The organism is Echinimonas agarilytica (assembly GCF_023703465.1).
Lineage (GTDB): Bacteria > Pseudomonadota > Gammaproteobacteria > Enterobacterales > Neiellaceae > Echinimonas > Echinimonas agarilytica.
On record NZ_JAMQGP010000003.1, the window covers coordinates 578,060 to 601,928 of the forward strand.

Annotated in this window: 18 protein-coding genes; 10 read left to right on the top strand and 8 right to left on the bottom strand. The window is 44.9% G+C overall.

The genetic code is table 11. The features are described 5' to 3' along the window. The first annotated feature begins 137 nt into the window (after positions 1-137). Together NAF29_RS09795 and NAF29_RS09800 are read left to right on the top strand one after the other, a co-directional pair. A complete protein-coding gene (locus tag NAF29_RS09795) occupies positions 138-2,321 on the top strand; it encodes a di-heme-cytochrome C peroxidase (protein WP_251261367.1) in 2,184 nt (727 codons plus the stop codon). 12 nt (positions 2,322-2,333) lie between these two features. Further along, positions 2,334-3,560, top strand: coding sequence for a cytochrome P450 (locus tag NAF29_RS09800; protein ID WP_251261368.1), 1,227 nt, complete (start codon positions 2,334-2,336; stop codon positions 3,558-3,560). Between the two features lie 74 nt (positions 3,561-3,634). On the opposite strand, the gene NAF29_RS09805 is transcribed toward NAF29_RS09800, so the two are convergent. After that, positions 3,635-5,602 (bottom strand): alkyl/aryl-sulfatase, encoded by a 1,968-nt coding sequence (locus NAF29_RS09805; RefSeq protein WP_251261369.1) that lies wholly within the window; start codon positions 5,600-5,602, stop codon positions 3,635-3,637. A gap of 330 nt (positions 5,603-5,932) precedes the next feature. On the opposite strand from NAF29_RS09805, the gene NAF29_RS09810 reads away from it, so the two are divergent. From NAF29_RS09810 to NAF29_RS09815, 3 genes are all read left to right on the top strand, one after another. Further along, the gene (locus NAF29_RS09810) at positions 5,933-6,220 is read left to right on the top strand and encodes a DUF4282 domain-containing protein (protein WP_251261370.1); all 288 of its coding nucleotides are present in this window, start codon (positions 5,933-5,935) and stop codon (positions 6,218-6,220) included. 359 nt (positions 6,221-6,579) lie between these two features. Beyond that, entirely contained in the window at positions 6,580-6,843 is a 264-nt protein-coding gene (locus NAF29_RS18505) for a DUF8530 family protein (RefSeq protein ID WP_490393363.1), read from the top strand. Continuing rightward, positions 6,836-8,788, top strand: a complete 1,953-nt coding sequence (locus NAF29_RS09815) for a putative bifunctional diguanylate cyclase/phosphodiesterase (RefSeq protein ID WP_251261371.1) — start codon at positions 6,836-6,838, stop codon at positions 8,786-8,788. Before NAF29_RS18505 ends, NAF29_RS09815 begins: the two co-directional genes overlap by 8 nt. Positions 8,789-8,797: 9 nt before the next feature. Here NAF29_RS09815 and NAF29_RS09820 read toward each other — a convergent pair whose 3' ends face one another. Then, complete coding sequence (locus NAF29_RS09820) at positions 8,798-9,007, bottom strand: DUF1289 domain-containing protein (RefSeq protein WP_251261372.1); 210 nt, start codon at positions 9,005-9,007, stop codon at positions 8,798-8,800. Positions 9,008-9,150: 143 nt separating this feature from the next. On the opposite strand from NAF29_RS09820, the gene NAF29_RS09825 reads away from it, so the two are divergent. Continuing rightward, entirely contained in the window at positions 9,151-10,812 is a 1,662-nt protein-coding gene (locus tag NAF29_RS09825; protein WP_251261373.1) for a L,D-transpeptidase family protein, read from the top strand. A gap of 40 nt (positions 10,813-10,852) precedes the next feature. Here the strand turns inward: NAF29_RS09825 and NAF29_RS18490 are convergent, their stop codons facing one another. From NAF29_RS18490 to hutC, 3 genes are read right to left on the bottom strand one after another with little or no spacing between them, the layout of a single operon-like run. After that, positions 10,853-11,131, bottom strand: a complete 279-nt coding sequence (locus NAF29_RS18490) for a PGPGW domain-containing protein (RefSeq protein WP_432763234.1) — start codon at positions 11,129-11,131, stop codon at positions 10,853-10,855. A gap of 60 nt (positions 11,132-11,191) precedes the next feature. Beyond that, a complete protein-coding gene (locus NAF29_RS09830; protein ID WP_251261374.1) occupies positions 11,192-11,524 on the bottom strand; it encodes a PBPRA1643 family SWIM/SEC-C metal-binding motif protein in 333 nt (110 codons plus the stop codon). 54 nt (positions 11,525-11,578) lie between these two features. After that, positions 11,579-12,286, bottom strand: a complete 708-nt coding sequence (gene hutC, locus NAF29_RS09835) for a histidine utilization transcriptional repressor HutC (protein WP_251261375.1) — start codon at positions 12,284-12,286, stop codon at positions 11,579-11,581. A gap of 428 nt (positions 12,287-12,714) precedes the next feature. On the opposite strand from hutC, the gene NAF29_RS09840 reads away from it, so the two are divergent. Beyond that, complete coding sequence (locus tag NAF29_RS09840; protein WP_251261376.1) at positions 12,715-14,619, top strand: sulfatase-like hydrolase/transferase; 1,905 nt, start codon at positions 12,715-12,717, stop codon at positions 14,617-14,619. Between the two features lie 60 nt (positions 14,620-14,679). On the opposite strand, the gene metH is transcribed toward NAF29_RS09840, so the two are convergent. Continuing rightward, the gene (gene metH, locus NAF29_RS09845; protein WP_349665569.1) at positions 14,680-18,357 is read right to left on the bottom strand and encodes a methionine synthase; all 3,678 of its coding nucleotides are present in this window, start codon (positions 18,355-18,357) and stop codon (positions 14,680-14,682) included. A gap of 18 nt (positions 18,358-18,375) precedes the next feature. Next, the gene (metA, locus tag NAF29_RS09850; RefSeq protein WP_251261377.1) at positions 18,376-19,317 is read right to left on the bottom strand and encodes a homoserine O-acetyltransferase MetA; all 942 of its coding nucleotides are present in this window, start codon (positions 19,315-19,317) and stop codon (positions 18,376-18,378) included. Positions 19,318-19,462: 145 nt separating this feature from the next. On the opposite strand from metA, the gene NAF29_RS09855 reads away from it, so the two are divergent. From NAF29_RS09855 to NAF29_RS09865, 3 genes are all read left to right on the top strand, one after another. Beyond that, positions 19,463-20,143, top strand: a complete 681-nt coding sequence (locus NAF29_RS09855; protein WP_251261378.1) for an HvfX family Cu-binding RiPP maturation protein — start codon at positions 19,463-19,465, stop codon at positions 20,141-20,143. Between the two features lie 98 nt (positions 20,144-20,241). Continuing rightward, positions 20,242-20,799, top strand: a complete 558-nt coding sequence (locus tag NAF29_RS09860; protein ID WP_251261379.1) for an NAD(P)H nitroreductase — start codon at positions 20,242-20,244, stop codon at positions 20,797-20,799. Positions 20,800-20,926: 127 nt separating this feature from the next. Beyond that, on the top strand, positions 20,927-22,135 hold the full coding sequence (locus tag NAF29_RS09865) for a porin (protein ID WP_251261380.1): 1,209 nt from the start codon (positions 20,927-20,929) through the stop codon (positions 22,133-22,135). A 246-nt stretch (positions 22,136-22,381) separates the two neighbouring features. Here NAF29_RS09865 and rsmF read toward each other — a convergent pair whose 3' ends face one another. Further along, entirely contained in the window at positions 22,382-23,806 is a 1,425-nt protein-coding gene (gene rsmF, locus NAF29_RS09870; protein ID WP_251261381.1) for a 16S rRNA (cytosine(1407)-C(5))-methyltransferase RsmF, read from the bottom strand. Between the last annotated feature and the right edge of the window lie 63 nt (positions 23,807-23,869).

Sequence of the window (23,869 nt, forward strand, 5' to 3'; positions counted from 1 at the left end):
GCCTCCCGCTTTAACGCTTTTAAAAGGCCGCAGGAGCGGCCTTTTTTATGTCTGTAATATGCCGTTATGACATATTCGTTGGTTCTTGCCTAAAATGTATGGTTAAGAACTTATCAAGGAAAGATAGGAGCATTGCCATGAGCACTGTTGCACAAGCTAAATTTCGCCAGTTCATTTATCGCCTGTTTGCTATTGCGGTAGGTGTTGCTGTCATCGTACTGGTATCATTTTTAACGTCGGATAAGTTTAAAAGTATTGTCGACACACTTACGCCGCCAGAGCTACCTCTGTTGCAAGTCCGAAACCCAGATGGTAGCTGGGTCAAACAATATTGGCCTGATCAGAATTGGGGGAGTCATGGTGACTATGTTAGCGACGATGCGCGAAAGTATCATCATATCTCGCAAGGGACTCGTACCATCCCAATTCCCTATGAATGGTTCATTAATCTAGAGCAGCCAAGTCAATCTGTTAGTTCCTTTTTGTTGCTCAATTGGTTTTCAGACAATGGTCTATTGACCGACGATGAATTTATTTTGCGGTTTGGCTTTATTCGAAGCGAGGCCCACCCTGAATACAATCCCGACGGCCTGCCTATTGGTTTGGCCCGCTCACCATCCATTACATTGCCAGGCTACTCAACACAAACCAATGGCATAGGATTTACATGCGCTGCCTGTCATACAGGTCATTTTATTCACGACAACAAGGGCGAAAAGGTGGAATACGTTGTAGACGGAGCTCCAGCCACAACTGATTTAACTCAGCTGACTCGAACTTTGTCTGCATCACTGGGACAAACTGCACTTTCAAGCAAGCTTTCGTTATTTGATGGTCGGTTTGATCGGTTTGCAAAGCGTGTATTAGGTCCAAATTATAATGCGGCGAATAAGCTCAGGCTTTCTAATGAGCTAGCTTCGGTTGTTGTTGCAGGGCAAGGCAACTCCGACATTATTGAGGTTGAGGAAGGTTTTATGCGCTTAGACGCTTTAAACCGTATAGGTAACCAAGTATTTGCCGACAACATGAATCGTCGCTCCAACTATCACGCCATTAATGCGCCTGTGAATTATCCACACCTGTGGACAGCATCTTGGTTTGATTGGGTGCAATATGATGGCTCCATTATGGGACCACTGATCCGCAATGCGGGCGAGGCCATGGGGGTAAGTGCGTATGTTGACATGACTAGCTCACTTGAAGACAACCGCTTTGACTCATCGATTCCACTAGAAAACCTGGTTTGGCTTGAAGAGTTTTTAGGAGGACAAGAGCCCAATCCTCAAGATGGATTTTCAGGTCTTCACCCCCCGCAGTGGAGCTTGTCTGAAATTGATGATGAAAAGGCTTCGCTTGGGCAGTCTCTTTACCAAGCTAAATGTGAAGGTTGTCATTTACCTGCCCTGAATTCAGACGAAATTTGGCAAGCGCAGTATTTCGCACCAATCGTCTATGAGCACAACGGAGTAATGCGCGAAACGCCGCACAAGGTGCTGAAACTCAAATTGATCGATTTGTCCCAAGTCGGTACCGATCCCGCTCAAGCTAACGTACTCGGGCAGCGGACATTAAGTACCGCTGGCATCACCAACGTTATTGAAAGTGAAGTGACGCCAAGTGTTGGCATTGATGAAGTTATTTGTGGAGAGGCTGCGAACCAGGAATACAGTTCGCAACTGAACGAACAATTCGCATATTCATCAAAGGGCGTGTATGAGGATGATAATGCAGCGCCAGAAGCCGTGGCATCGCTTGTTGATGTGCCCGTCAAAGATGGTGGCGATATCTTATTTGGTTTCGCATTGGGTGCCATCGTGCAAGAAACGATTAATGCTTGGTACAAAGAGAAAGGGGTGACCGATCCTGCTCTTAAAGCCAAAATAGAAGGTAATCGTCCAAACTGCATCCGTGCGACTTCAGGCTACAAGGCGCGCCCATTGAATGGTGTATGGGCTACCGCACCATTTTTACATAACGGTTCGGTGGCTACATTGCGGGATTTGTTGTGTCCGGCCAATGACCAAAGACCGACCTATTTGGAATTGGGTAATATCCGTTTTGATGCCAAGAATGTAGGGCTTTATCAGCCTAATGGATTTGAAAAAGTGGCGAAAAAGCTATTAGCTGACGGCAGGAAATATACTGATGAGGGCTATTTCATTTTAGATACTCAAGTGCCAGGCAATTCCAACTCTGGTCACCATTTTTCAGACCAATATGACACGTCAAAGCACTACTTGGATCAACCCAAGGGTGTGATTGGAACCGCGTTCAATGAAGAACAATGTGACGCAATCATCGAATACTTAAAAACGATCTAAGGAGCAGACGTTATGAGTCAATCATCCGCTAAGAAAGGTCTCGCAGCGCGTTTTATTGAGTATATGCTCACGCAAAAACCGGATCTGTTTTTCAAGATTTTGCGCAATACAATTCCTGTGTTTGGTAATACAAAAACGGGGCCTGTGTTTATAACCCGATTTAATGATGTACAAGAGGCGTTGACTCGACCCGAAGTATTTCGAGTGATGTATGCGCCTATGATGGACCCGTCAGTTGGGCCGTTTATGTTAGGGCGAGATGGCACCACAATTAACCAGCGTGACAAGGGGATTATGCGCTCGTTAATTCAGCGAGAAGACATACCCAAAATTAAGGCGATATCGGCTAAGCTCGCTGACCAAGCAGTATCTTCTCAGCTTGACAAAAAGCAAATCGAAGTCGTGAATACTGTGTCGCGTTGGGTGCCTGTTCGTTTGACCTGTGAATATTTTGGTTTTACTGGCCCAAATGATGAAAGCATGTTTCGATGGTCGAGAGCCACGCAATATGACATGTTTCATAATCAAGACAACGACCCTCAGGTGCATCAAGAAAATATTGAAGCGGGCGCTCAGATGAAAGATTTTCTGACAGAACTTCTACCGAAACGGCGTCAAGAGATAGGAGATAATCCTGATTTAGATGACATCTTATCGCGCCTTTTAAAATCCAGATTTGATGACAGTATAAAATTCGATGAATCGCGCATCATGACGAACATCATGGGCACATTAGTCGGTGGTATTGAAACAACGTCGCAAGCTGTGGTGCAAATTCTCGAGCAACTATTTAAGCGTCCTGAAATATTAGAACAAGCTAAAAAACTCGCTGCCAATGACGATGACAAACAGCTTTACCAGTATTGTTGGGAGGCATTGCGGTTTAACCCAATCAATCCGTTTGTGATGCGACAATGCGCAAAAGACTACAAAATAGCCAGTGGTTCTTGGCGTTCCAAAACCATTAAGGCAGGAGCCGTTGTGCTGGTGTCTGGACGGTCAGCGATGCGTGATGGGCGTCAAGTGCCATGTGCCAATGACTTCTGTATTGATCGTCCTGACTATCATTACATGCACATGGGGTATGGCGAACATACGTGTCTTGGCGATATGGTTGGCCGCATTGAAATTACCCAAATGGTCAAACGTTTACTGTTATTGCCGAATGTGCGCCCCGTGAGCGAGATTGACTTTGAAGGTGGGCCGTTCCCAGAGCGCTACGTAATTGCCTTTGACTAAATCATTCATTTTTAAAACTAGCCATAAAAAAAGCCGCATTCATTGAATGCGGCTTTTTATTTAAAATGACTGAGTTAAGGAGTCACGACATTAAACCAAAAATTGAAGTCATCGAGCATTGCTAAAAAATCATCGATGATTTTTTCATCACCTTTTATTGTGATCTTGCCATCTTTAACGGCCTGATCGAACGTCATTTGCTTTAGCTGAATTTCATTCATGGTTGCCATGGATAACGTCATTTCAGCGTCAGCTTTTTCAACTTGTTTTTGAGTATGGTTCAAAACTGCATTTTCAACCGATAGAGTATAGTTTGATTGCAAGTCGGAGAAATTGATATTGATGGAAAACTGTTGACCGGCAGCTTTGTCTGGATCCAATCGTACAGCAAAGAAATCAAACAACATATCTGGAGTCATCGCTCGAATGGTGTCTGGTGTAGCCGTTTGAGTCCCTCCCGCTGCAGGCACACCGTTGCGCAGTTCGAATGCACCTTGTAAATACACAGAGCGCCATGGGCCGGACTCAGATTGGTATCCTAATTGCTCATATGCATCGGCTAATAGTTCTTTTGAAGGTTTACTTATAGGGTTTGCAAATACCGCGTGTTTCATTACTTCTGCCACCCAGCGATACTCACCTTTGTCGAATGATGATTGAGATTTTTTAAGGACCTCTTTTTCTCCCCCCATAAACTCAATGTATTTCTTTGCTACCATTTCAGGTGGAAGGTTGTTGAGGTTTGAAGGGTTGCCATTGTACCAGCCCATATAACGTTGATAGACAGCGCGGCTGTTATGGCGCAAGGTTCCGTAGTAGCCGCGAGTGCTCCAATTTTGTTCGAGCTCTGGCGGCAAAACGAGCATTTCTGATATTTCTTCCCCCGTGTACCCTTGATTCATTAGGCGAACCGATTGGTCGTGAGTGAACTTATAGATATCACGTTGTTTTTTGAAATAAGGAACAATGTTCTCTGAGCCCCAAAGCGGCCAGTGATGGCTTTGGAATTTTACTTCAACTTCATCTCCCCAAGTTTCGATTGTCTCGTTTAGAAAACTAGACCAAATCAACGCATCACGCACTTGTGCGCCACGAAGCGTCAATATGTTGTGCATAGTATTGGTACTGTTTTCGGCCATCCAAAGTGCCTTAAGCTGTGGAAACCAGGTGTTCATTTCAGCAGGAGCTTCTGACCCCGGAGTCATCTGGAATACCATTTTGACACCATCAACCGTCAGTTCTTGGCCTGTTTCTTTAACGTTTACATTTGGAATAATGAGCCCAGCTAAACCGGTGGAAACCGTCATTCCTAAGCCTCCATTGACGCCACCACGAGCATTTCTAGGGAGCATTGCGCCATACATATACACCGCTCTGCGGCCCATCGCATTACCCGCGATGACATTCTCTGAAACGGCATGCTCAGTAAAGTGTTCAGGAGCAATCACTTTAACCTTTCCTGAGGAGGCGTCTTTGGCAGTAATAATTCCGGTAGCGCCTCCGTAATGATCGATATGACTATGGCTATAAACCACTGCCACAACAGGGCGCTCTCCTAGCTGTTGATTAACAAAGTCCAATGCTGCTTTGGCGGTTTCTGGTGAGATCAGGGGATCAAACACAATCCAGCCAGAATCGCCCTGAACGAAAGTAATGTTGCTTAAATCGAAACTACGGACTTGATAGATATTGTCGGTGACTTTAAATAATCCGTGTTCCATTACCAGTTGAGCATTGCGCCAAAGGCTTGGGTTTACTGTGTCAGGAGAGGCTTTATCACTTGAAATGTAAGATTTGTATTGTTCCAAATCCCATACAACGTTGCCGCTGGGGTCTTTAATAGTTATTACATCTGGCTTGGCAATGAAACCTTTACGTGCATTCTCAAAATCGGTCTTGTCACTGAACGGAAGCGCTTTTAATACGGCTGCATTTGCGTCTTTTGTATGCTGTGTTGCTGGCTTTGGAGACGTTGAGGCTATTGCTGAAGATATTGAAGCTAGAGCTATAGCACTCGTTAGAGCCAATGTAACAAACTTCATGATGTATGAATCCTTTTGATGAGAACGCTGGCATTCGGAATGATGTAAACCAATGCTCGAAATTAAGTCATGTCTAATTCTAGTCAAAAATTTAAACTGCCTAGGAAGGATTGATATAAGTTGTTAAACCTGTTTTGTATGAGAATTGTAATTGACATTGATAGCAGTTGCGATTGCTGTTAAATGGTTGTTATATATTAACTTTTAGCTTGATGGCTTGAAGTGGTGTATATAATCTATTTGCGCTTTCACTTGGCACATTCTGAAGTGTGAAGTATCAACATTCTGTGTTGGTTTTTATCTATTCTTATTCAAAAGTTAGGGGAATTCATGCGAAGCGCATTATTTTTCGATCATATGTTAACGCCAAAAATCATCACCATTGTCTATTGGTTGTTGTTACTTGCCGCAGTTATTTCAGGAATAGTAAGTATGTTTGGTGGTTACTATGGCATGACCACTGAAACTTTTTTCCTCGGTTTAGCTACTATGGTGGGTGGAGCGATTGGTGCTCGTATTTGGTGTGAGTTGATGATCGTGCTGTTTAAAATTCATGAGAATTTACACAAAATAGCCAATAAGTCAGGGGGCGAAGAGTCCGAAGAAGTGACGCATTAGGGCGCAAAAGAAGCCACTTGAAGTGGCTTCTTTTTCTATTTAGTTTGGACTTCTCGTATTCACTGCTCAGTTAGCTTTGAGGTCACTCGAATTTAAATGGCAGCGTTAATCTGACTATTTTGTAGGTAGATCAACATTTGATACACTAAAACTGTCACTATGACTACCATCTTTAAGGTGCGTTGACATTATTTCATGGCGAAACACAAGCGCATTAATTTATTTCTTATACATAAAATTAGTACCACAAATTTGGATCATGTTGATGGCGTTCATTCATTCATCTCCATTGGTATTTTGACTCGAGATATCAATGAACTACGCTATTAAGTAATTACTGTTGCGTCTGAAGGATATCGATGTTGAATCAAAACGAAGTGATCGTTTTCCTAATAGCACTTGGGGTCATTTGGTTCCTTTGTATCTTCAAAGAGCATTTGAACGAGTTACGCCAGCCCAAGCTTCTGCTATCAGCATTTGCAATGCTAGTGCTTGCGTGGCTTGCTACGAATCTCGAACACTTGTTCGCATACACGTTTTTTAATACCGTTGAGCATTTGAGTTATGCGCTCAATGGTGTTCTCCTAGCCCTATGGTGTTACGGGGAAAGGGCTCGTGACTGACGCTGTCGTGATATTCGACGTGATAGCCGCTGTAGCTTGCCTTATCGGGCTATATTTCTACGTCTCTCGCCAACGTTCTTCGCTACGTGTGTCTCAGCGCTATGTCATGGCAGGTATTATCTGTCTAACCTTTGCCATTAATGCTATGTCGGCTTATGAGTGGTTTAACCTTGAGTCGGCAGCGCATCAAATCGAATCAATAAACGATTATTTGCAGGTTCTACAGCCCATTTTGTGGGGGCTTTTTGTTTATATATTTATTCAAGTGAACTTCACCAAGAGGTTGACTCAAAGTATCGAAATGACTCGCAATGTGTTGCACGACATGCCGGTCATGCTGCGTGCTTTGAATGCAGACGGTACCATTGTGTCGTGGAATGCAAAAGCACAAAGAATTAGTGGTTTCAGTCACGAAGAAATGAAAGCTTTGGGTGACGATATAAGTACCGTGTTTGTGCCCTATCCGCCAGAGCAATTGGAGCCACATCTGAAATACATATCTCATACCGACGGTATGCACCTGTCTAAAATGATTCGCAAGGATGGAGAAGCCCGAAGAATTGCTTGGTATACCACCGAACAGTCAGAGCGTGTGCCGGGCTGGAGCAAGTGGGAAGTGGGTATTGATCTGACTAAGCGCTTTGAGTATCAAGACAAGCTCGAACAAATGGCGATGACCGATAGTTTAACCGAGCTGCCAAATCGTCGTTATTTGCAATCTCAAATTTCTCAATTAATGTCGAGCGCTACAGTCCAAACAATTTGGCTCGTAAATATTGATTTAGATAATTTCAAGATCATTAATGAAACCATGGGGCACAGCGTAGGCGATGGCTTGTTGATTGAGTCTGCACACCGGATCACATCACTATTGAGTGAAGGCATGTGGCTGTGTCGAACGGGGGGAGACGAATTCGGTCTTCTTATTGAAGGCGGCAGCAAAGACAGTGTTGAAGCCCTTGTTCTTCAGATTATGTCAGCAATGACCTGCAGCCCATTCGACATTGCAGATAATAAAATCACAACGTCTGTAAGCATGGGTGGGGCCAGCTCTTCTCGGTCATTATTCAATGAGGCAGACCTCATTAATAACTCAGAAACAGCCATGTATGCGGCCAAAGCGAATGGTCGCAATGGTTACCAATTTTATTCGGATGAACTGTCCCAAGAAATCAGACGCGAACGACAATTGATTGAGAGGCTGACAGTCGCTGTGGCTGATTCAAGCTTTGAGTTGTTTTATCAGCCACAAATTGAGCTTTCGTCAAAGCGATTAATTGGGGTTGAAGCACTGATTCGTTGGTCAGAAGCACCACCTTCGGAGTTCATTCCGTTGGCAGAAAAAAATGGTTTGATCAATCAAATTAGTGAGTGGGTGCTTAAAACAGCTTGCCAACAAATTTCGGATTGGAGAGATCAGGGGTTTGAATGCAAAGTATCGATAAACCTGTCCGCAGTGCAGTTCTACCAAGCTGAATTTGACCTGATGTATGCCGATATTATTGACAGTTACAACTTGCCCCCAGACCTTATAGGTTTTGAGATTACCGAAGGGACTTTGATCAGAAATATTGATGATGCGATTGCCACGGTCTCTAGGCTGAGTGATCGGGGCTTTGAAATATCGCTCGATGATTTTGGTACGGGGTATTCTTCGTTTTCCTATTTGAAGAACTTACCGGCAAAAACGATTAAAATTGATAAGAGTTTTATCGATGATCTAGCCACATCTGACCTCGACGCAAATTTAGTTTCAGGCATGATCAGCATGGTGCATAGTCTGGATATGAAAGTATTGGCAGAGGGAGTTGAGACAACTGAACAATTGCAACTATTGAAACAATATCAATGCGATAGTGTACAAGGGTTTGTGTTCTCAGAAGCAAAAAATGCCAAGGATTTTTTTGAATGGTTACAAGTGTTTGAAGCCGAGGCTAAACCCTAAATTCAGGTATCAATCGTGCTGTTCTTGCGCTTTTTTCAATGCACGCTTTTTGCGTTGTTCACAGAGCTTCATAACGTAGAGCTTTTGAGCATCTTCCAAATTCTGCCAACCGAATCGCTCTTCGCGTTTGCGGAAACATCCGATGCAATACCCCTTATCTCCGGTCTGGCATATGCCAAGGCAGGGGTTTGGAATGTCAAAAAGATGCAGCTGACTCATAATAATTACGATTGTGTTATTTACGAGCAGTTTAGCGATTGGACAATTTACACGCAAGCAACACAAAATCCCTGCCAATAATCTGTGGCAAAAACGATATCATTAACTAAAGTTTCGTTTTAATTACTTTTTAAAGGATTGCCATGTTCCGTTTCGTTTTGTTGGCGTTAATGTTTGTCACTAACAGTGTTATTGCTCAAATCAATGATTCGATCTTTGCAATCATTGATGAGCCACCGGCACAAGAGGCCTACACACTGCAGCATTTTGCCGAACATTATGCGGTCGTGGTCGACTTTTATGCGTCGAACAACTACGACCCCATTTGGTACCGAAATGGAGAGCTATCTGCGCCGGCTTATGAATTAATGCAGCTATTTCGTGATGCCGATCTTCAAGGGTTGAGACCTGCGGACTACTACGCTAATACTTTCGATAGTATGCTAGCGAAAGCCGGAAATAACGACATTTGGCAAGCACGTATTGAGTTATTGTTAACGCTGTCTCTGCTGCAATATACGGCGGACTTGAAAAATGGGCGTGTGTCGCCAACAGCACATCATCAGGGGCTTCCTGTACTTGCTAATCCCATTGACTATTTTGCGCTTCTCAATACCGCTAAAAGCGCAAGTTCAATGGCCTTAGTTGTTGAACGTTACGAGCCAACGGTCGTGTTATATGAAGATTTAAAACAAGCCATGTTGGTGCTCCGCGAAAAGCATGATGATCCGGATTACGAGCCTCTGAGTGTAGGTAAGTCGATTCACCCAAATGATGAAATGTCTCGATCAACTTACACCGCCTATGCGAATCGAATTCGAGCGTTGATCTCCGATCCAGCTGATATGGTGTTCAACGGTATTTATGATGACGGAATGGCTTCCAATATTGCGTACATTCAATATCGTCATGGCTTAAAGCCCGATAAAATCATCGGCAAACGCACTGTGGCTGCGCTGAATGCAAGCTGGCATCAACGCCGAGATCAAACCATTGCAACGATGGAACGTCTTCGTTGGTTGCCGCGTAAAGTGACCGATCAACGCTATATCATTGTTAATGTACCAGCATTTGAAATGTATGGTTTTGAAGCTGATTCCGCAGGCACTCAGAACATTGCATTTAAATCAGATGTCATTGTGGGCAAATCCTACCGCCGTTATCGAACACCGTTGTTTATGGCCGACATGAGCTACATGGTATTCAATCCATATTGGAACATTCCACGCTCGATTTTGCGTCGGGAATACTTACCGCATATTACTGAGCCAGGGTACTTTGATAAACACAGCTTTGAAATGGTGGAATTTTTTAGCGCAAATGCACAAATTCAACCCGTGACAGATGCGAATATTCAAAAGCTACGCGAAGGGAAATTGCAACTTCGTCAGCGCAAGGGGCCTGAAAATGCACTGGGCGAAGCAAAATTCATTTTTCCTAATGTGAACAATGTTTACTTGCATGGAACACCTGCTCAGCAGCTCTTTGCAAAGGAGCGCCGAGATTTCAGTCATGGCTGTATCCGAGTGGAGGATGTGCCTGGATTAGCCCATTGGATATTGAAAGAGCAGGGCTGGAACCCCGAGACGATTCAAGCTGAATTTGACGGCGGCCAAAACAAGATTGAAACATTAGACAGCAAGATTCCGGTGGCCATTATTTACTTAACTGTGGTGGTTGATGACCGCAACCAAATCATGTTCCATGAAGATATTTATGGGCATGATACGGTGTTGATTAAAGATCTAGGGCCAACTGCTGAGATGGTCATGCAGTCTGAGATTGAAATGAGGTTGTCAGAATAGTCTTTTAGTCATCAGACCGTAGATTCAAAAAAGGCATAACTTAGTTATGCCTTTTTTGTTTAGACGCAGGTTTGGTGCGACTTATGATTCGCCTCAGCGGTTTTGGCATGACGGCGCTCGCGCGCCGAAACTTCTGATTGAGATCGGGATGATGTTCACGAAACGTACGGACCTTTTGGCGTATCCAGTCATTCGAATGAATGAGTAAACATAGCCCAAATGTCACGACAAAAATTCCGATGGGCAGTGGCATTGGAATAAGAACAATGCCCAGAATGACAAGTGCAAAACCTGACGAAGAGATGAACCAACGATGCATATCGAATCTATTTAGAAAACTAATTACAAGCAGTAAACCATGCAAGTATTACAATTCAATTTAGCCACAACACTTCTTATATTTTTTGCCGCTACCACATGAGCAAGGATCGTTTCGTTGAGGTGTCTTTTCAAATACCGTGGTTTTTGGTTTGTTTAATACTGCGTTGAGTTCGATTAAATCCTCATCTTTTTCTGAGTCAATTGAAATGCTCGCAACGAGTTTATGCTCCGCAACAATCACTTGTATTTCTTGTTGGCGAGCTTCAGTTTTAACCGTGACCTTAATTGGGTTTTCTTCAGTTCCAAGCTTTACATTTCGTTTGGGCTCGTACCCGTAGCGTTCGTAATTTTGACGCGCATCGATGCGACCCTTAAAGAAAAATTTTGACATGAATGTTCCTAAATATGCGCGCTCTTGTAGCGCACTTAAAGAATGATAGAGGTGTCAGTCGCCAAACCTTGCCTGACTGCCCATTCGGTAATGCTGACCGGGGTGAGTTAATTGCGTAAAGCTAACCACACCCAACGAACTCCAACTGCGCCGCGTGAGCTGCAAGCACGCTTGTGGCGGATTCAGCTTTAAATAATGAAGCACTTGTCGATCCGCCAGCACGGCTTCTACCACATGTTCAGCTTCGGTAAGTGGTAGTGTTTTCGCAAGGTATTCATGCGGCGTTATTTTTGTAAAGTCTTGCTCGATAAAATTTGGGACAAGGCGTGCGTTCACATAGCGCGCTTCGAGTTGAATAGGTTGCCGGTCTTGGTAGTGAATCAGTGCGGCAAAGAACACTGGGCTTTCAAGCGGTAAACTTAAAGCGACAGATACCTCAGGGTTTGATGAGCGCTTTTCTAGCGTGACAAGTTCGCAGGAGTGTTTCATGCCGCGTAGTTCGATCTCATCCACAATGTTCTTAACTTTTAGCAGGGAGCTTTGGTTCTTAAAGCTTGCCACAAAGCTTCCTAATCCTTTGGTGCGGACCAATGCCCCTTCCTCAGTGAGCTCTTGTAGCGCACGTCGAGCCGTCATACGGCTGACCGAAAATTGGGTTGCTAGCTGATTTTCAGAGGGCACTTTGTGGTGTTCAGTCCAGCGTCCAGATGCAATTTCATTGAACAGGTATTGTTTGATTGTTAGGTATTTAGGTGCTGGCATGACGTGTGAGTATTGTACGCTTAATTTAGGCTTTAGAGCCGGAGTATCAGAACGTGTAAGAGTGACATGCCTTATCTGTATAGACAAGTTATTCGGCACAGAATTGCTTGGCTTGCTTAAGCATGGCAGGTGAGCAATTGGCCGCAGGTTTTGTGAATAGTACGACCCAAAACTCGATAGCTGAAATAATTCATTATGGTGTTGGTTGAGACCGAGTTCTATAGGCTGAGGCCACCCACACTTATTCGTCAATAACTAGATGATGTTTATATATATTTAAACTGGTTGAACGCGTGATTTAGATCTCAAATACACAGATAATACCGCCTCACTGAAGATTGTTTATTGTTGACTATAAGGGGTTGTTATATTTGATGATACCGTTAACCTGTCAAGATTCTAATTTAAAAAGTATGGGCTCATTCATTATGAAATCGCACTGTCTTTCAATATACGCCGGTATTCTCGCTTCATCGCTGTCTTTCGTGGGCTGTCAACAGATTGCTCTGCAGGATGAACAAGCATTAGTTGCCCAATCATCCGAGAACAAATCGCCAAACATTTTATGGATTATTACGGATGACCAGCGCCCAGATTCTGTCAGTGCTTATAATCAAATTATGTACGGCACGGAACATAGTCCGCTTGGATACGTTGAGTCTCCCAATATTGACAAGCTTGCTCAGGAAGGTACCTTTTTCGTCAATGCGTTTAGTAACTCTCCGGTATGTGGCCCTTCACGGGGTTCCATGCTGTCGGGGCGTTATCCATTCCGCAATGGGCATTATGCTTTTGAGTTAACCCACCAAAATCCTGACGTTGTTAAGCCAACGGTGTCTCAAACTATTCGAGATGCAGGGTATCAAACGTCGGTATTTGGCAAGGAAGACTCCTACATTTTCAAATGGGGCCCAGGACAGGGCTTCCACGATGCCAATCTTTTTGATTACAAAGTCCACTTCAAACATGATTTACAGAAAAATGATAAGGGAGACTTATTTGGAAAAGCACTTTACGGTGATGTAAATGGCACGCCTGTGATGCAGGGCTATACCGAAAATGTCGTTTACCCAAATGGCGATAAAAAGAGTTACTTCATTCAGCGCCACAATGCGCAACTCACTGCCGATGACAAGTCAGCGATGGCTGAAGTGAACGAAGAGTTTGACCTTCTAAGGGCGTATACACGAACCAATACAGGGCTGATATTGGCCGGTGAAAATCCACAACCCGCTGAGAAAACCGTTGATGCGTACATAGTGCGTGAGTTTCAAAACTTTCTTCAAAATGCAGATAAGCCATTTAAAACCAGTTGGGGTAAAGAGGCTCAAGGGGCTGATACCAACAAGCCTCAATATATGCAGTTAGGCTTTCACTTACCTCATACACCGGTGCTGCCCCCTAAAACAATTCGAGACCGTTTTAAGAAAAAAACTTACAAACTGCCGGCTTATGATCGCGGCGATACGGCAAAGCTCCCAGCACAACTCAAGGAAATTCAAAAAGCGGGTGATGTCTACCCGATGACATATGAAGAAAAGCAGAAAGCCATTCAAGACTATTATGCTTTTTGCGCGCATGGCGATAATTTAATTGGCCAAGCTGTTGAATCCTTCAAAGAGTACAGCAAGGCGAACGGTCAGGAATATTTGATTATTTTTACCATTGGCGATCACGGCTGGCATTTGGGAGAGCAGGGTATTAATGCCAAATTTGGCCCTTGGGCACAATCGGTATCGAACGCGGCCATCGTGGTTTCATCGAATAAATCTTTGGTGCCAGCAGATGCTGTATATCGTGATTTAGTTGAATTTGTTGATTTCGCGCCCACGGTCCTTTCTGCGGCAGGGCTTGATCTCGAGCAAGATAAATTTGACTATTTAGATGGTTATGATCTGGTTGATGTGTATCACCAGAAAAGAGCAAAGCGAGAATATGTTCTGGGTGAAATTAACGTGATTTCAGGCCCTAGAGCCTACCTTCATACGGATCGTTTTCGTTTTTCGATGAGAACCCGCCCCTTTAATAATTGGGTGAATGAATCTCAGTTAGGCAAAGACTTACATTGGCCGTTAAGTGCGCCAGTTGAAGACGTTGAGATGACGTTGTATGACTTGGAAAAGGATCCGGGTGAACGTGACAATGTTGCCTACAGAGAAGACTATGCAGCGCTTGCAAACTGGTTTAGACACAAGTTAGGAAACATTGTGATGGGCGATGGGCGTGTTGAAGTGGATTGGTCAAAAGCCAATAGTTATCACGTGAGTAATTTTAGTGCGGGAGCGGATGACAAAAAAGCCGACATCCCACAAGAACTGATTCCAAAAGGTTAATTTAAAAGACAGTGAAAGCAAGTCCGGCTCGACTTGCTTTCACTGAATCTTTATCTTAAATCAACTATCTGGATCGTAAGCTAAGTTTGGCGCGAGCCAGCGCTCTGCGGTTTCCATATCCCACTCTTTGCGTTGAGCATAGTCTTCTACTTGGTCGCGCTGAATCCCTGCGACTGCAAAATAGCGACATTCTGGGTGGCTAAAGTAAAAGCCAGAAACGGCTGCGCCGGGCCACATAGCATAGCTGGAAGTTAACTTCATGCCGGTGTTTTGTTCGGCATTGAGCAGTGACCAAATTTGACTTTTCTCGGTGTGCTCAGGGCACGCAGCATAACCCGGAGCAGGGCGAATACCTTGGTATTTTTCTCGGATCAAGTCGTCATTAGTCAGCGCTTCGTCAGGAGAAAATCCCCAGTGAACCTTTCTCACTTGCTCGTGCAAATATTCGGCAAAGGCTTCGGCTAACCGGTCGCACACGGCTTTGACCATGATTGAGTTGTAATCATCACCATCATCTTTATAGGCATCGGCTAAATCGTCTTCGCCAATACCGCCTGTCACCGCAAATGCGCCGATGTAATCTGGCGTACCTTCAGGAGCAATGTAGTCGGCTAGCGAGTGGTTAAACTTACCCTTGGGCTTACGCGTTTGCTGGCGTAAGTGATGCAGCGTTGTGAGCACCTCTGTTCGACTTTCATCGGTATACACGATTGTGTCGTCATCACGCCTATTGGCAGGAAATATGCCAAACACTCCACGCGCCTTGATCGAGCCTTCTTGTTTGAACTTTTCAAGCATTTGCTTGGCTTCGGCAAACAATTTACGAGCTTCATTACCGACGGTTTCATTGTCAAAAATACGAGGGTAAGAACCTTTGAGCTGCCACGTCATAAAGAATGGCGTCCAATCGATGTAGTTTTCCAATACGTCCAGTGACATATCTTCGATGACTTGTACCCCCAACTGTTTGGGCACAGGGGGAGTGTATGCTTGCCAATCAATTTTGTAACCGTTAGCGCGCATTTCAACCAGATCAATGGCTTGGCCTCTTGGCACTTTGCGGGCATGCTGATCGCGGGCACGCTCGTAATCCAAGTTGAGGCGTTCAACAAACGCAGGGCGGAGTTCATCAGACAGCAGTGCACTGGCTACGCCCACGGCTCTTGATGCGTTTGGAACGTATACCACGGGTTGGTCATATTTCTGTTCTATTTTAACTGCGGTATGGGCTTTAGATGTGGTAGCTCCACCAATCAGCAATGGAATCGTAAAGCCTTGACGCTTCATCTCTTTGGCAACATGCACCATTTCATCAAGCGATGGGGTAATTAGCCCCGACAAACCGATAATGTCAACATTCTCATCGCGCGCGACTTGCAGTATTTTTTCCGATGAAACCATCACACCAAGGTCGATGATCTCGTAGTTGTTACACTGCAAAACCACGCCCACAATATTCTTTCCAATATCGTGAACATCGCCTTTTACCGTCGCCATGAGCACTTTACCGTTGGTGCTCCCCACTTCTTTCTCAAGCTCAATGTAGGGCTGTAGATAAGCAACTGCTCGCTTCATCACACGAGCTGATTTGACCACTTGTGGCAAGAACATCTTACCATCGCCAAACAGATCACCCACCACATTCATGCCATCCATGAGTGGGCCTTCAATGACATGTAGTGGCTTTTCTGCAGCTTGGCGCGCGGCTTCGGTATCATCTTCAATAAAGTCGGTAATACCTTTGACCAAGGCATGCTCTAGACGTTTGTTGACGTCCCAGCTGCGCCACTCGGCTTCTTGTGGGTCTTCTTCTTCAGCACCGCTGTCTCGATACTTATCGGCAATGGCTAACAATGCTTCTGTCGCATCATCATTTTTATTGAGGATGACATCTTCAACGGCATCTTTTAATTCGTCTGGAATATCAGCGTAAATTGCCAATTGAGCGGCGTTTACAATCCCCATATCCATGCCGTTTTGGATGGCATAGTACAAAAATACAGCGTGAATGGCTTCGCGAACAGGGTTATTACCACGGAATGAGAACGAAACGTTCGACACGCCACCAGATATCATGGCGTGTGGTAAATTTTCTTTGATGTCTTTGACCGCTTCAATAAAGTCAACGGCATAATTGTTATGCTCGTCAATACCCGTTGCTACAGCAAAAATATTCGGATCGAAAATGATATCTTCAGGCGGAAAACCTGCTTTTTGAGTCAGCACTTCATAGGAGCGCTTACAAATCTCATATTTGCGTTCGCGCGTGTCTGCTTGTCCTTTCTCATCAAACGCCATCACAATCACAGCGGCACCATAGCGCTTGATGGTCTTGGCTTGTTCAATGAAGTTTTCTTCGCCTTCTTTCATCGAAATGGAGTTGACGATACCTTTGCCTTGAATGCATTTTAAACCGGCTTCAAGGACTTCCCATTTTGATGAGTCGATCATAATAGGAACGCGCGAAATATCGGGTTCCGATGCAATCAAATTAAGAAACCTAACCATGGCTTTTTCGGCATCGAGCATGCCTTCGTCCATATTGATATCGATAATTTGAGCGCCGTTTTCAACTTGGTGACGAGCAACGTCCAGCGCTTCGTCGTAGTTTTCGTCAACAATAAGGCGTTTAAAACGAGCAGAACCGGTCACGTTAGTTCGCTCACCAACGTTTACGAACAAGTCTTCTGCGTGAATGTTGAAGGGTTCGAGACCTGACAAGCGACATGCAATTTTAGGCTCAGGAAGTTGACGTGGCTCAATACCATCTAAGCGTTGGGCAAATTGGCGAATGTGCTCAGGAGTTGTACCGCAACAGCCGCCTACCAAATTCAAAAAGCCCGCTCGTGCCCATTCTTCAATGTGCTCGGCCATTTCTTCTGGGCCAAGATCGTATTCACCAAATGCATTCGGCAAGCCTGCATTTGGGTGAGCGGATACATACCCTTCGGATACGCGTGATAGTTCTTCTACATATTGACGTAATTCTGCCGGACCCAATGCACAGTTTAAGCCCATGGTGATTGGCTTGGCATGGCGCATTGAGTTGTAGAATGCTTCAGTTGTTTGGCCTGATAACGTGCGGCCTGATGCGTCGGTAATTGTGCCAGAAATCATAATTGGCAGGCGTTTACCCACTTGATCGAAAGACTTTTCTACAGCAACGATAGACGCTTTCGCGTTTAGGGTATCGAACACGGTTTCGATCAGAATTAAATCAGAACCACCGTTGATGAGAGCCACGGTGGCTTCAATATAGGCTTCAACAAGTTCATCAAAGCTCACGTTTCTAAACCCCGGATCATTCACGTCTGGGCTAATGGAGCAGGTTCTGTTGGTTGGGCCTAAAACACCTGCAACATAACGCGGTTTATGCGGTTCTTTGGCGGTAAATTCGTCTGCAACGGAGCGCGCTAATTTAGCCGCTTCATAATTCAACTCAACGCACAGATCTTCCATGTCGTAATCGGCCATGGCAATACTGGTGCTGTTGAACGTGTTGGTTTCGACAATATCTGCCCCAGCTTCAAAATAAGCGGCATGTATATCGCTAATGATTTGTGGTTGAGTTAACACTAAAAGGTCATTGTTACCTTTTAAGTCACAGCTCCATTGAGCGTAGCGTTCGCCACGATACTGTTCTTCTTCGAGCTTATAATCTTGGATCATGGTGCCCATACCACCATCCATGATGAGAATTCGTTCTTTAAATGCTTTTTCTATCGTTTGCTGACTCACAAAAACCTCTCGCTCAACCTACAACATGGCCTTGTCGGCCACAGGCTTTAACTGACTTAAATCGTACGGTGTTGTTTGATACACGAAATAGTTAAGCCAATTTGAAAAAAGCAGATTGCCATGGCTGCGCCAGCGAACAAGCGGGCCATTTTCGGGCAAATCTCCGTGGTAATAATTTTTAGGAACGTCGGGGGATAAACCTTGCGACACGTCCCGTTTGAATTCGTTGTCCAGTGTTTCTGGATCATACTCTGGATGACCCGATACAAAGAGTTGCCGCCCATCATTTGATGCGACTAAATAAACGCCTGCTTGTTGTGAGTCCGCGAGCACATGTAGATCGTTATGTGCGGCAATCTCTGCTGCGTTTATTTCTGCATATCGAGAGTGCGGAACCCAAAACACATCGTCAAAGCCGCGCATCAAAGGGTGGTTATGATAGCGCACCTGATGTTGAAACACGCCAGAAATCTTACTTTTGCGAATATGCCGGTCAATTCCATACAGAGTGTAGAGCGCTGCGTGCGCTGCCCAACACAAATACAGTGTTGCATTGACGTGAGTGTTGGCCCAATCAATGATGGTTTTCATTCGATCCCAAAACACCACATCTTCCCATTCTACGAGGCCAAGAGGCGCACCGGTAATGATCATGCCGTCGTAGTTTTTATGTTCTACCTCTTCAAATGTTCGGTAAAAAGCATTGAGGTGTTCTTCGGGAGTATTCTTTGAAACTCGATTATCAATGCGTAAAAGGTCCACATCAATTTGCAATGGCGTATTCGACAACATCCGCAAGATTTGAATTTCAGTTTCAATTTTCTTGGGCATTAGATTCAGAATGAGCACATTCAGAGGGCGAATATTTTGCGAGCTAGCGCGCTGTTCACCCATTACAAAGATGTTTTCTCCAGTCAACACCTGAGTGGCGGGCAGTCGGTCTGGAATGTTAATCGGCATAAAGCATCTCTGAGTACGTAAAAACTACCGCCATACTAATTCATAAACGTTTAGACGTCTAGAAGTCTGATGTTTTGAAATTTATTTCCCACTTCCCGGTTCTATATTGAATAGCAATGTGTTTAAGCAAACTCAAAGGGACAACATGCTGAATCTGACAGAGATGTATCACGGCACGATTCGCCACCTCACTATTCTTGATTTCCTGCCGCTATTTTTCATGCGTATGATCTTAGCGCCGGTGATGATTGTTGCAGGCTACAATAAGTTGCGCATCAGCGATGCACAAGCGGGGATTTTTGAACAATTATTGCCTGATCCGAACGTGGTTAGCTGGTTTGGTAATGCCGATTGGGGATTGGGATTACCGTTTCCCGAAGTGCTTGCATTGATGGCCGGATGGACTGAATTCTTAGGGGGCTGGTTAATATTGTTCGGTTTGTTAACACGACTCGCAAGTATTCCGCTGATGGTGACAATGCTTGTGGCAGCATTCGCAGTGCATTGGGACAATGGCTGGTTTGCCATTGCCCCGTCCAATGGTTCAACCAGCGCAGCTTTAGTTTGGTCTTGGCTTCATTTGCCGGGAGGATCGGAGAGCATTGCCAACAGCGCAGAGGTCGGAGAGCGGTTGGCGAAAATCAAAGATATTGTTGCTGAAAATGGCTTTCCTGATTATCTGTACGGACGAGGTTCCATTGCGATCTTGAATAATGGTATTGAGTTCGCTGCAATTTACTTTGTCATGCTGTTAAGCCTTTTCTTCAAAGGGGCCGGGCGATTCTTAAGTGTTGATTATTGGCTCACTTTAAAGCACAACCGTTAAACTGATTCAGGCGCTATATTTTGTTGAGGATTGCTACAAATGTGGTTAGCAATCCTTTAACATGATGCTCACAAACCTCTCCAACAAAGGCGCCTTGAATGGATGCGCTCGAACTTCTGCTAAATCGTTATTCCCAGGGCAAATTGACTGAGCCCGCACCGTCTGACGCAGCGCTAAACACAATTCTTTGCGCGGGTTTACGAGCCCCGGATCATGCCCACCTTCGACCTTGGCGATTTTTAGTGTATCGCGGTGAGGGTCGTGAAGAGTTAGGTTGTATTTTTGAGCGGGCCGCTAAGAACAACCCCGATTTAAATGATGCAGCTGTGCTCAAAGCGCCCACATTGCCTTTGCGCGCTCCTATCGTCATAACAGTGATCGCCCAAGTCGTTGATCACCCTAAAGTGCCACGCGTTGAACAATTATTGAGTGCCGGATGTGCAACTATGGCGATGCAGCAAGCGGCACAAGCCCTTGGTTTTGGCGGAATTTGGAGGTCTGGCGTTTACACTCAAGACCCTTATGTGAACGATGCTTTAGAACTTGGCCCAGAGGATGAAATCGTTGGATTTTTGTACCTTGGCACTGAACAGTTTCAGGGTAAACCGAGCGAAGTCCCCAATCTCTCTGACTTCGTTACCTTTATTGGCGAATAATCAATTAGTTGATAGCGCCAAACAATGAACTATTCTTTAGTTAATATTCAGTCAAGGTGGCTCCTTGGCTGAATTTCTGTGATTAAAATTCACTGAAAATTTATTGGATATTTAAAAAGGACACACAATGATGTGGATTAAACGCACTTTAGCGCTTGCTGTAATTGCTGGCTCAACGTCAACTCAGGCGTTTGAACTCTACAAAGGCGATGAGCTTACCGCTCAAATGAAGGGCTATTTGGAGCTTAACGGTATTTATACCGACAGCGATACGTCGTTTAAGGATGGCACCTCAAGGATTGGTTTTCAGTTTGATCACCCCGTGAATGAAGAGTGGAATATTGGTGCGTATTTAGAGTGGGGCGTCCGTACGACTAATTCAGGCAAAGATCTGAAAATTAGTGGTGATGAGCAGGCCTCTTTGTCGTCGGGCGATCCCGACGATGCGATATCACTGCGTCAAGGCAATGTGTATCTGAGCCATGATCAATGGGGCGACATTAAAATCGGGAAGCAGTGGTCGGTGTATTACGATGCATCGTTCACAACGGATGTGTACAACGTGTTTGGTGGTGAAGCATCGGGTACCTATAACTTCGCATCAGACGGCGGTTTGTCGGGAACCGGTCGAGCCGACAACGCAATCACATGGCGCAAGAGCTATCAGGGATTAGACATAGGTCTGCAAGGTCAGTTTTCGCCCGGCGAGCTGGATGCTTCAGACTTCGACTCAACCAGTGAAGATGATATTCGACTCTCCACCATTGATGGTGAATTCGATTATGGTTACTCCATGAGCTTGGGATACACCTTTGATGTTGGCATGCCTTTGTCCATTCGCGGTGCCTATAATTATGCCTTGATTGAAGTGAAGGGTGAGGTTGATGGTACTCAGGTATCGGATGTGGACGACGAAGCATGGGTGGGTTCAATTACATTAGGTGAGACACTGTTCGCGAAGGGCTTTTATGCATCGGTTTCTTATGCGCAATCGGAGAACCATGAATTTGATGCGCAAGGTATCATTTATGATGCCGAAGGTTGGGAAACAGTCATTGGCTATGGTTTCAGCGACCAGTGGCAAGTCTTTGTTGGTAACAATTTGCTCAAAGCAGACGATTCAGATTACGCCGCAGCGCTTGAGCGGTACTTGGATGATAACCCTTCTGCAGGACCTTTGACTGACGACTATGAGTTGAGTTATTACGTAGCTGGCGTGAATTACAACTGGTCGCACCGAATTAACCTGTTTGCAGAAATTCGCGTTGATGATAGTGATTTCAATGGGACCGATGGCGAAGATATTTACGCATTAGGCTTGAGATTTAATCTCTAGATTTTGATCATCAAGTTGCAGTTACGAGCCCTGATTGAATCAGGGCTTATTTGTATCAAAATAGGTTGAATTTTGGACAAAAAAAAGCTCGGAACCAATCCTGTTCCGAGCATAGGGGAATGGCTCGTGATGAGCCGTGCGCTAACTAACTGGTGGTATAGAAGGGAGCCGCTCATCTGGGCGAGCTCACCTAACCCATGCAAATAAGTCTAGTTCAGGATTCCCCGTTTTCCAGTCGGATTTCGGCTATTTTTTAGTGGAATTCATAACTGGTTGATCGCGTACGATTTCTCGTGGCAATTGATTTTTGAGACGGTTTGCTACCGCTTTTCCAAAGCCGAGAGTTTTGCCTTCATAAGTGGCTAAGCATTCGCCTTTGTTCGGCAGTCCTTCAATTCCTCGAACGTCGCGGCCTTGCAAATACTCTTGTGCTTGTTCTGCGTTTAACTCAAATGTTAAGTGCTTAAATTGATGGCCGTAAGCAATAGCAAATCCGTGATCCAACTTGTAATTACGTTTAAATCGCTCAGCAACACGAATACCAATGCGCTGGAACTTTAATTTACCAAATAGCGGTTCCAAGGCTTTTGGAAATAACCAAAATGTATCATTGCGTTCAAACAGTTCCATGTCGTTGGGTAGGGTAAAGCCAAAGCCATCTAAGTATTGTTGCAGCTGTTCAATGTCATCGCGCTTGGCAAAATGATAAGGAAACCTGCCAGGACGTCTCACTTCAGATTGGTCAGGCGCTGTGGCTGATTGTTTACGAAATGCGGCAACAAAGAAGCCTTCTGAATCGTATATCTGAGGCCAAACGTGCAAATAGCCTTCGGCGGTCACTGACTGCGCAGCGCCATCAAATAGATCATGAAGACTACACACCTCCACGTTGTCGCCAAACGTATCAAGCAAATGCTGACACACATTCTGATTTTCTTGCGCGCTCAATGTGCAAGTGGAGTACACCATTGCTCCACCCGCTTTAAGAGCGTGGAACGCACTTTCGATCAGCGTTTTCTGTACCTCTGAAATTCGCTCAATACTTTCCATATTCCAGTTTTTCATCGCATCGGGGTCTTTGCGTAAACTGCCTTCGCCACTGCAAGGAGCGTCGAGTAACACCGCATCAAAGGTATTGGGCAATGCTGCACCAAAGATGGCTGCGTCAAAATGTGTGAGTGCGGCATTAGTAACACCGCACCTTTGCAAGTTGGCATGCAGAAATTTAAGGCGTGATGCAGACAACTCATTCGCTACCAAACCGCCTCTATTGTTCATTAAGCCTGCAATTTGAGTCGTTTTAGAGCCAGGGGCTGAAGCCATGTCGAGTACAAGGTTCATCGATTTTGCAACGTGAGCCAACGCCATAGGCGGCAGCATTGAGCTGGCCTCTTGAATGTAAAATTGGCCATTGAGGTGGCAAACATGATTGCCCAACTGGTAGTCAGGCGTCTCATTCAGCCAAAGCCCTTGCTCGCACCAGGGAACGGGTTCTGCTGCGGAAAATAGTTTGCCAATCTCATTGGGCGCAGGTTGCAGCAATGTATTGATGCGAATACTTTTGCGCAAAGGCACTTGGCAAATATCCACAAAGGACTCAATGCTGAGATGCGGTGGTAGTATCGCTTTAATGTTTTGAATAAACTCTTGGGGTAAGAGATTTTTTGGCATTTTATTTCTAGGCTTTTGAGGTGTCAGCATACGCTGTGTCTAATGCCGTCATATTAACACATA

Bases quoted from the DNA above. Each gene is read 5' to 3' on its own strand.
- NAF29_RS09795 (WP_251261367.1), top strand. From the start codon at position 138: ATGAGCACTGTTGCACAAGCTAAATTTCGCCAGTTCATTTATCGCCTG.
- NAF29_RS09800 (WP_251261368.1), top strand. From the start codon at position 2,334: ATGAGTCAATCATCCGCTAAGAAAGGTCTCGCAGCGCGTTTTATTGAG.
- NAF29_RS09805 (WP_251261369.1), bottom strand. From the start codon at position 5,602: ATGAAGTTTGTTACATTGGCTCTAACGAGTGCTATAGCTCTAGCTTCA.
- NAF29_RS09810 (WP_251261370.1), top strand. From the start codon at position 5,933: ATGCGAAGCGCATTATTTTTCGATCATATGTTAACGCCAAAAATCATC.
- NAF29_RS18505 (WP_490393363.1), top strand. From the start codon at position 6,580: ATGTTGAATCAAAACGAAGTGATCGTTTTCCTAATAGCACTTGGGGTC.
- NAF29_RS09820 (WP_251261372.1), bottom strand. From the start codon at position 9,007: ATGAGTCAGCTGCATCTTTTTGACATTCCAAACCCCTGCCTTGGCATA.
- NAF29_RS09825 (WP_251261373.1), top strand. From the start codon at position 9,151: ATGTTCCGTTTCGTTTTGTTGGCGTTAATGTTTGTCACTAACAGTGTT.
- NAF29_RS18490 (WP_432763234.1), bottom strand. From the start codon at position 11,131: ATGCATCGTTGGTTCATCTCTTCGTCAGGTTTTGCACTTGTCATTCTG.
- NAF29_RS09830 (WP_251261374.1), bottom strand. From the start codon at position 11,524: ATGTCAAAATTTTTCTTTAAGGGTCGCATCGATGCGCGTCAAAATTAC.
- hutC (WP_251261375.1), bottom strand. From the start codon at position 12,286: ATGCCAGCACCTAAATACCTAACAATCAAACAATACCTGTTCAATGAA.
- NAF29_RS09840 (WP_251261376.1), top strand. From the start codon at position 12,715: ATGAAATCGCACTGTCTTTCAATATACGCCGGTATTCTCGCTTCATCG.
- metA (WP_251261377.1), bottom strand. From the start codon at position 19,317: ATGCCGATTAACATTCCAGACCGACTGCCCGCCACTCAGGTGTTGACT.
- NAF29_RS09855 (WP_251261378.1), top strand. From the start codon at position 19,463: ATGCTGAATCTGACAGAGATGTATCACGGCACGATTCGCCACCTCACT.
- NAF29_RS09860 (WP_251261379.1), top strand. From the start codon at position 20,242: ATGGATGCGCTCGAACTTCTGCTAAATCGTTATTCCCAGGGCAAATTG.
- NAF29_RS09865 (WP_251261380.1), top strand. From the start codon at position 20,927: ATGATGTGGATTAAACGCACTTTAGCGCTTGCTGTAATTGCTGGCTCA.
- rsmF (WP_251261381.1), bottom strand. From the start codon at position 23,806: ATGCCAAAAAATCTCTTACCCCAAGAGTTTATTCAAAACATTAAAGCG.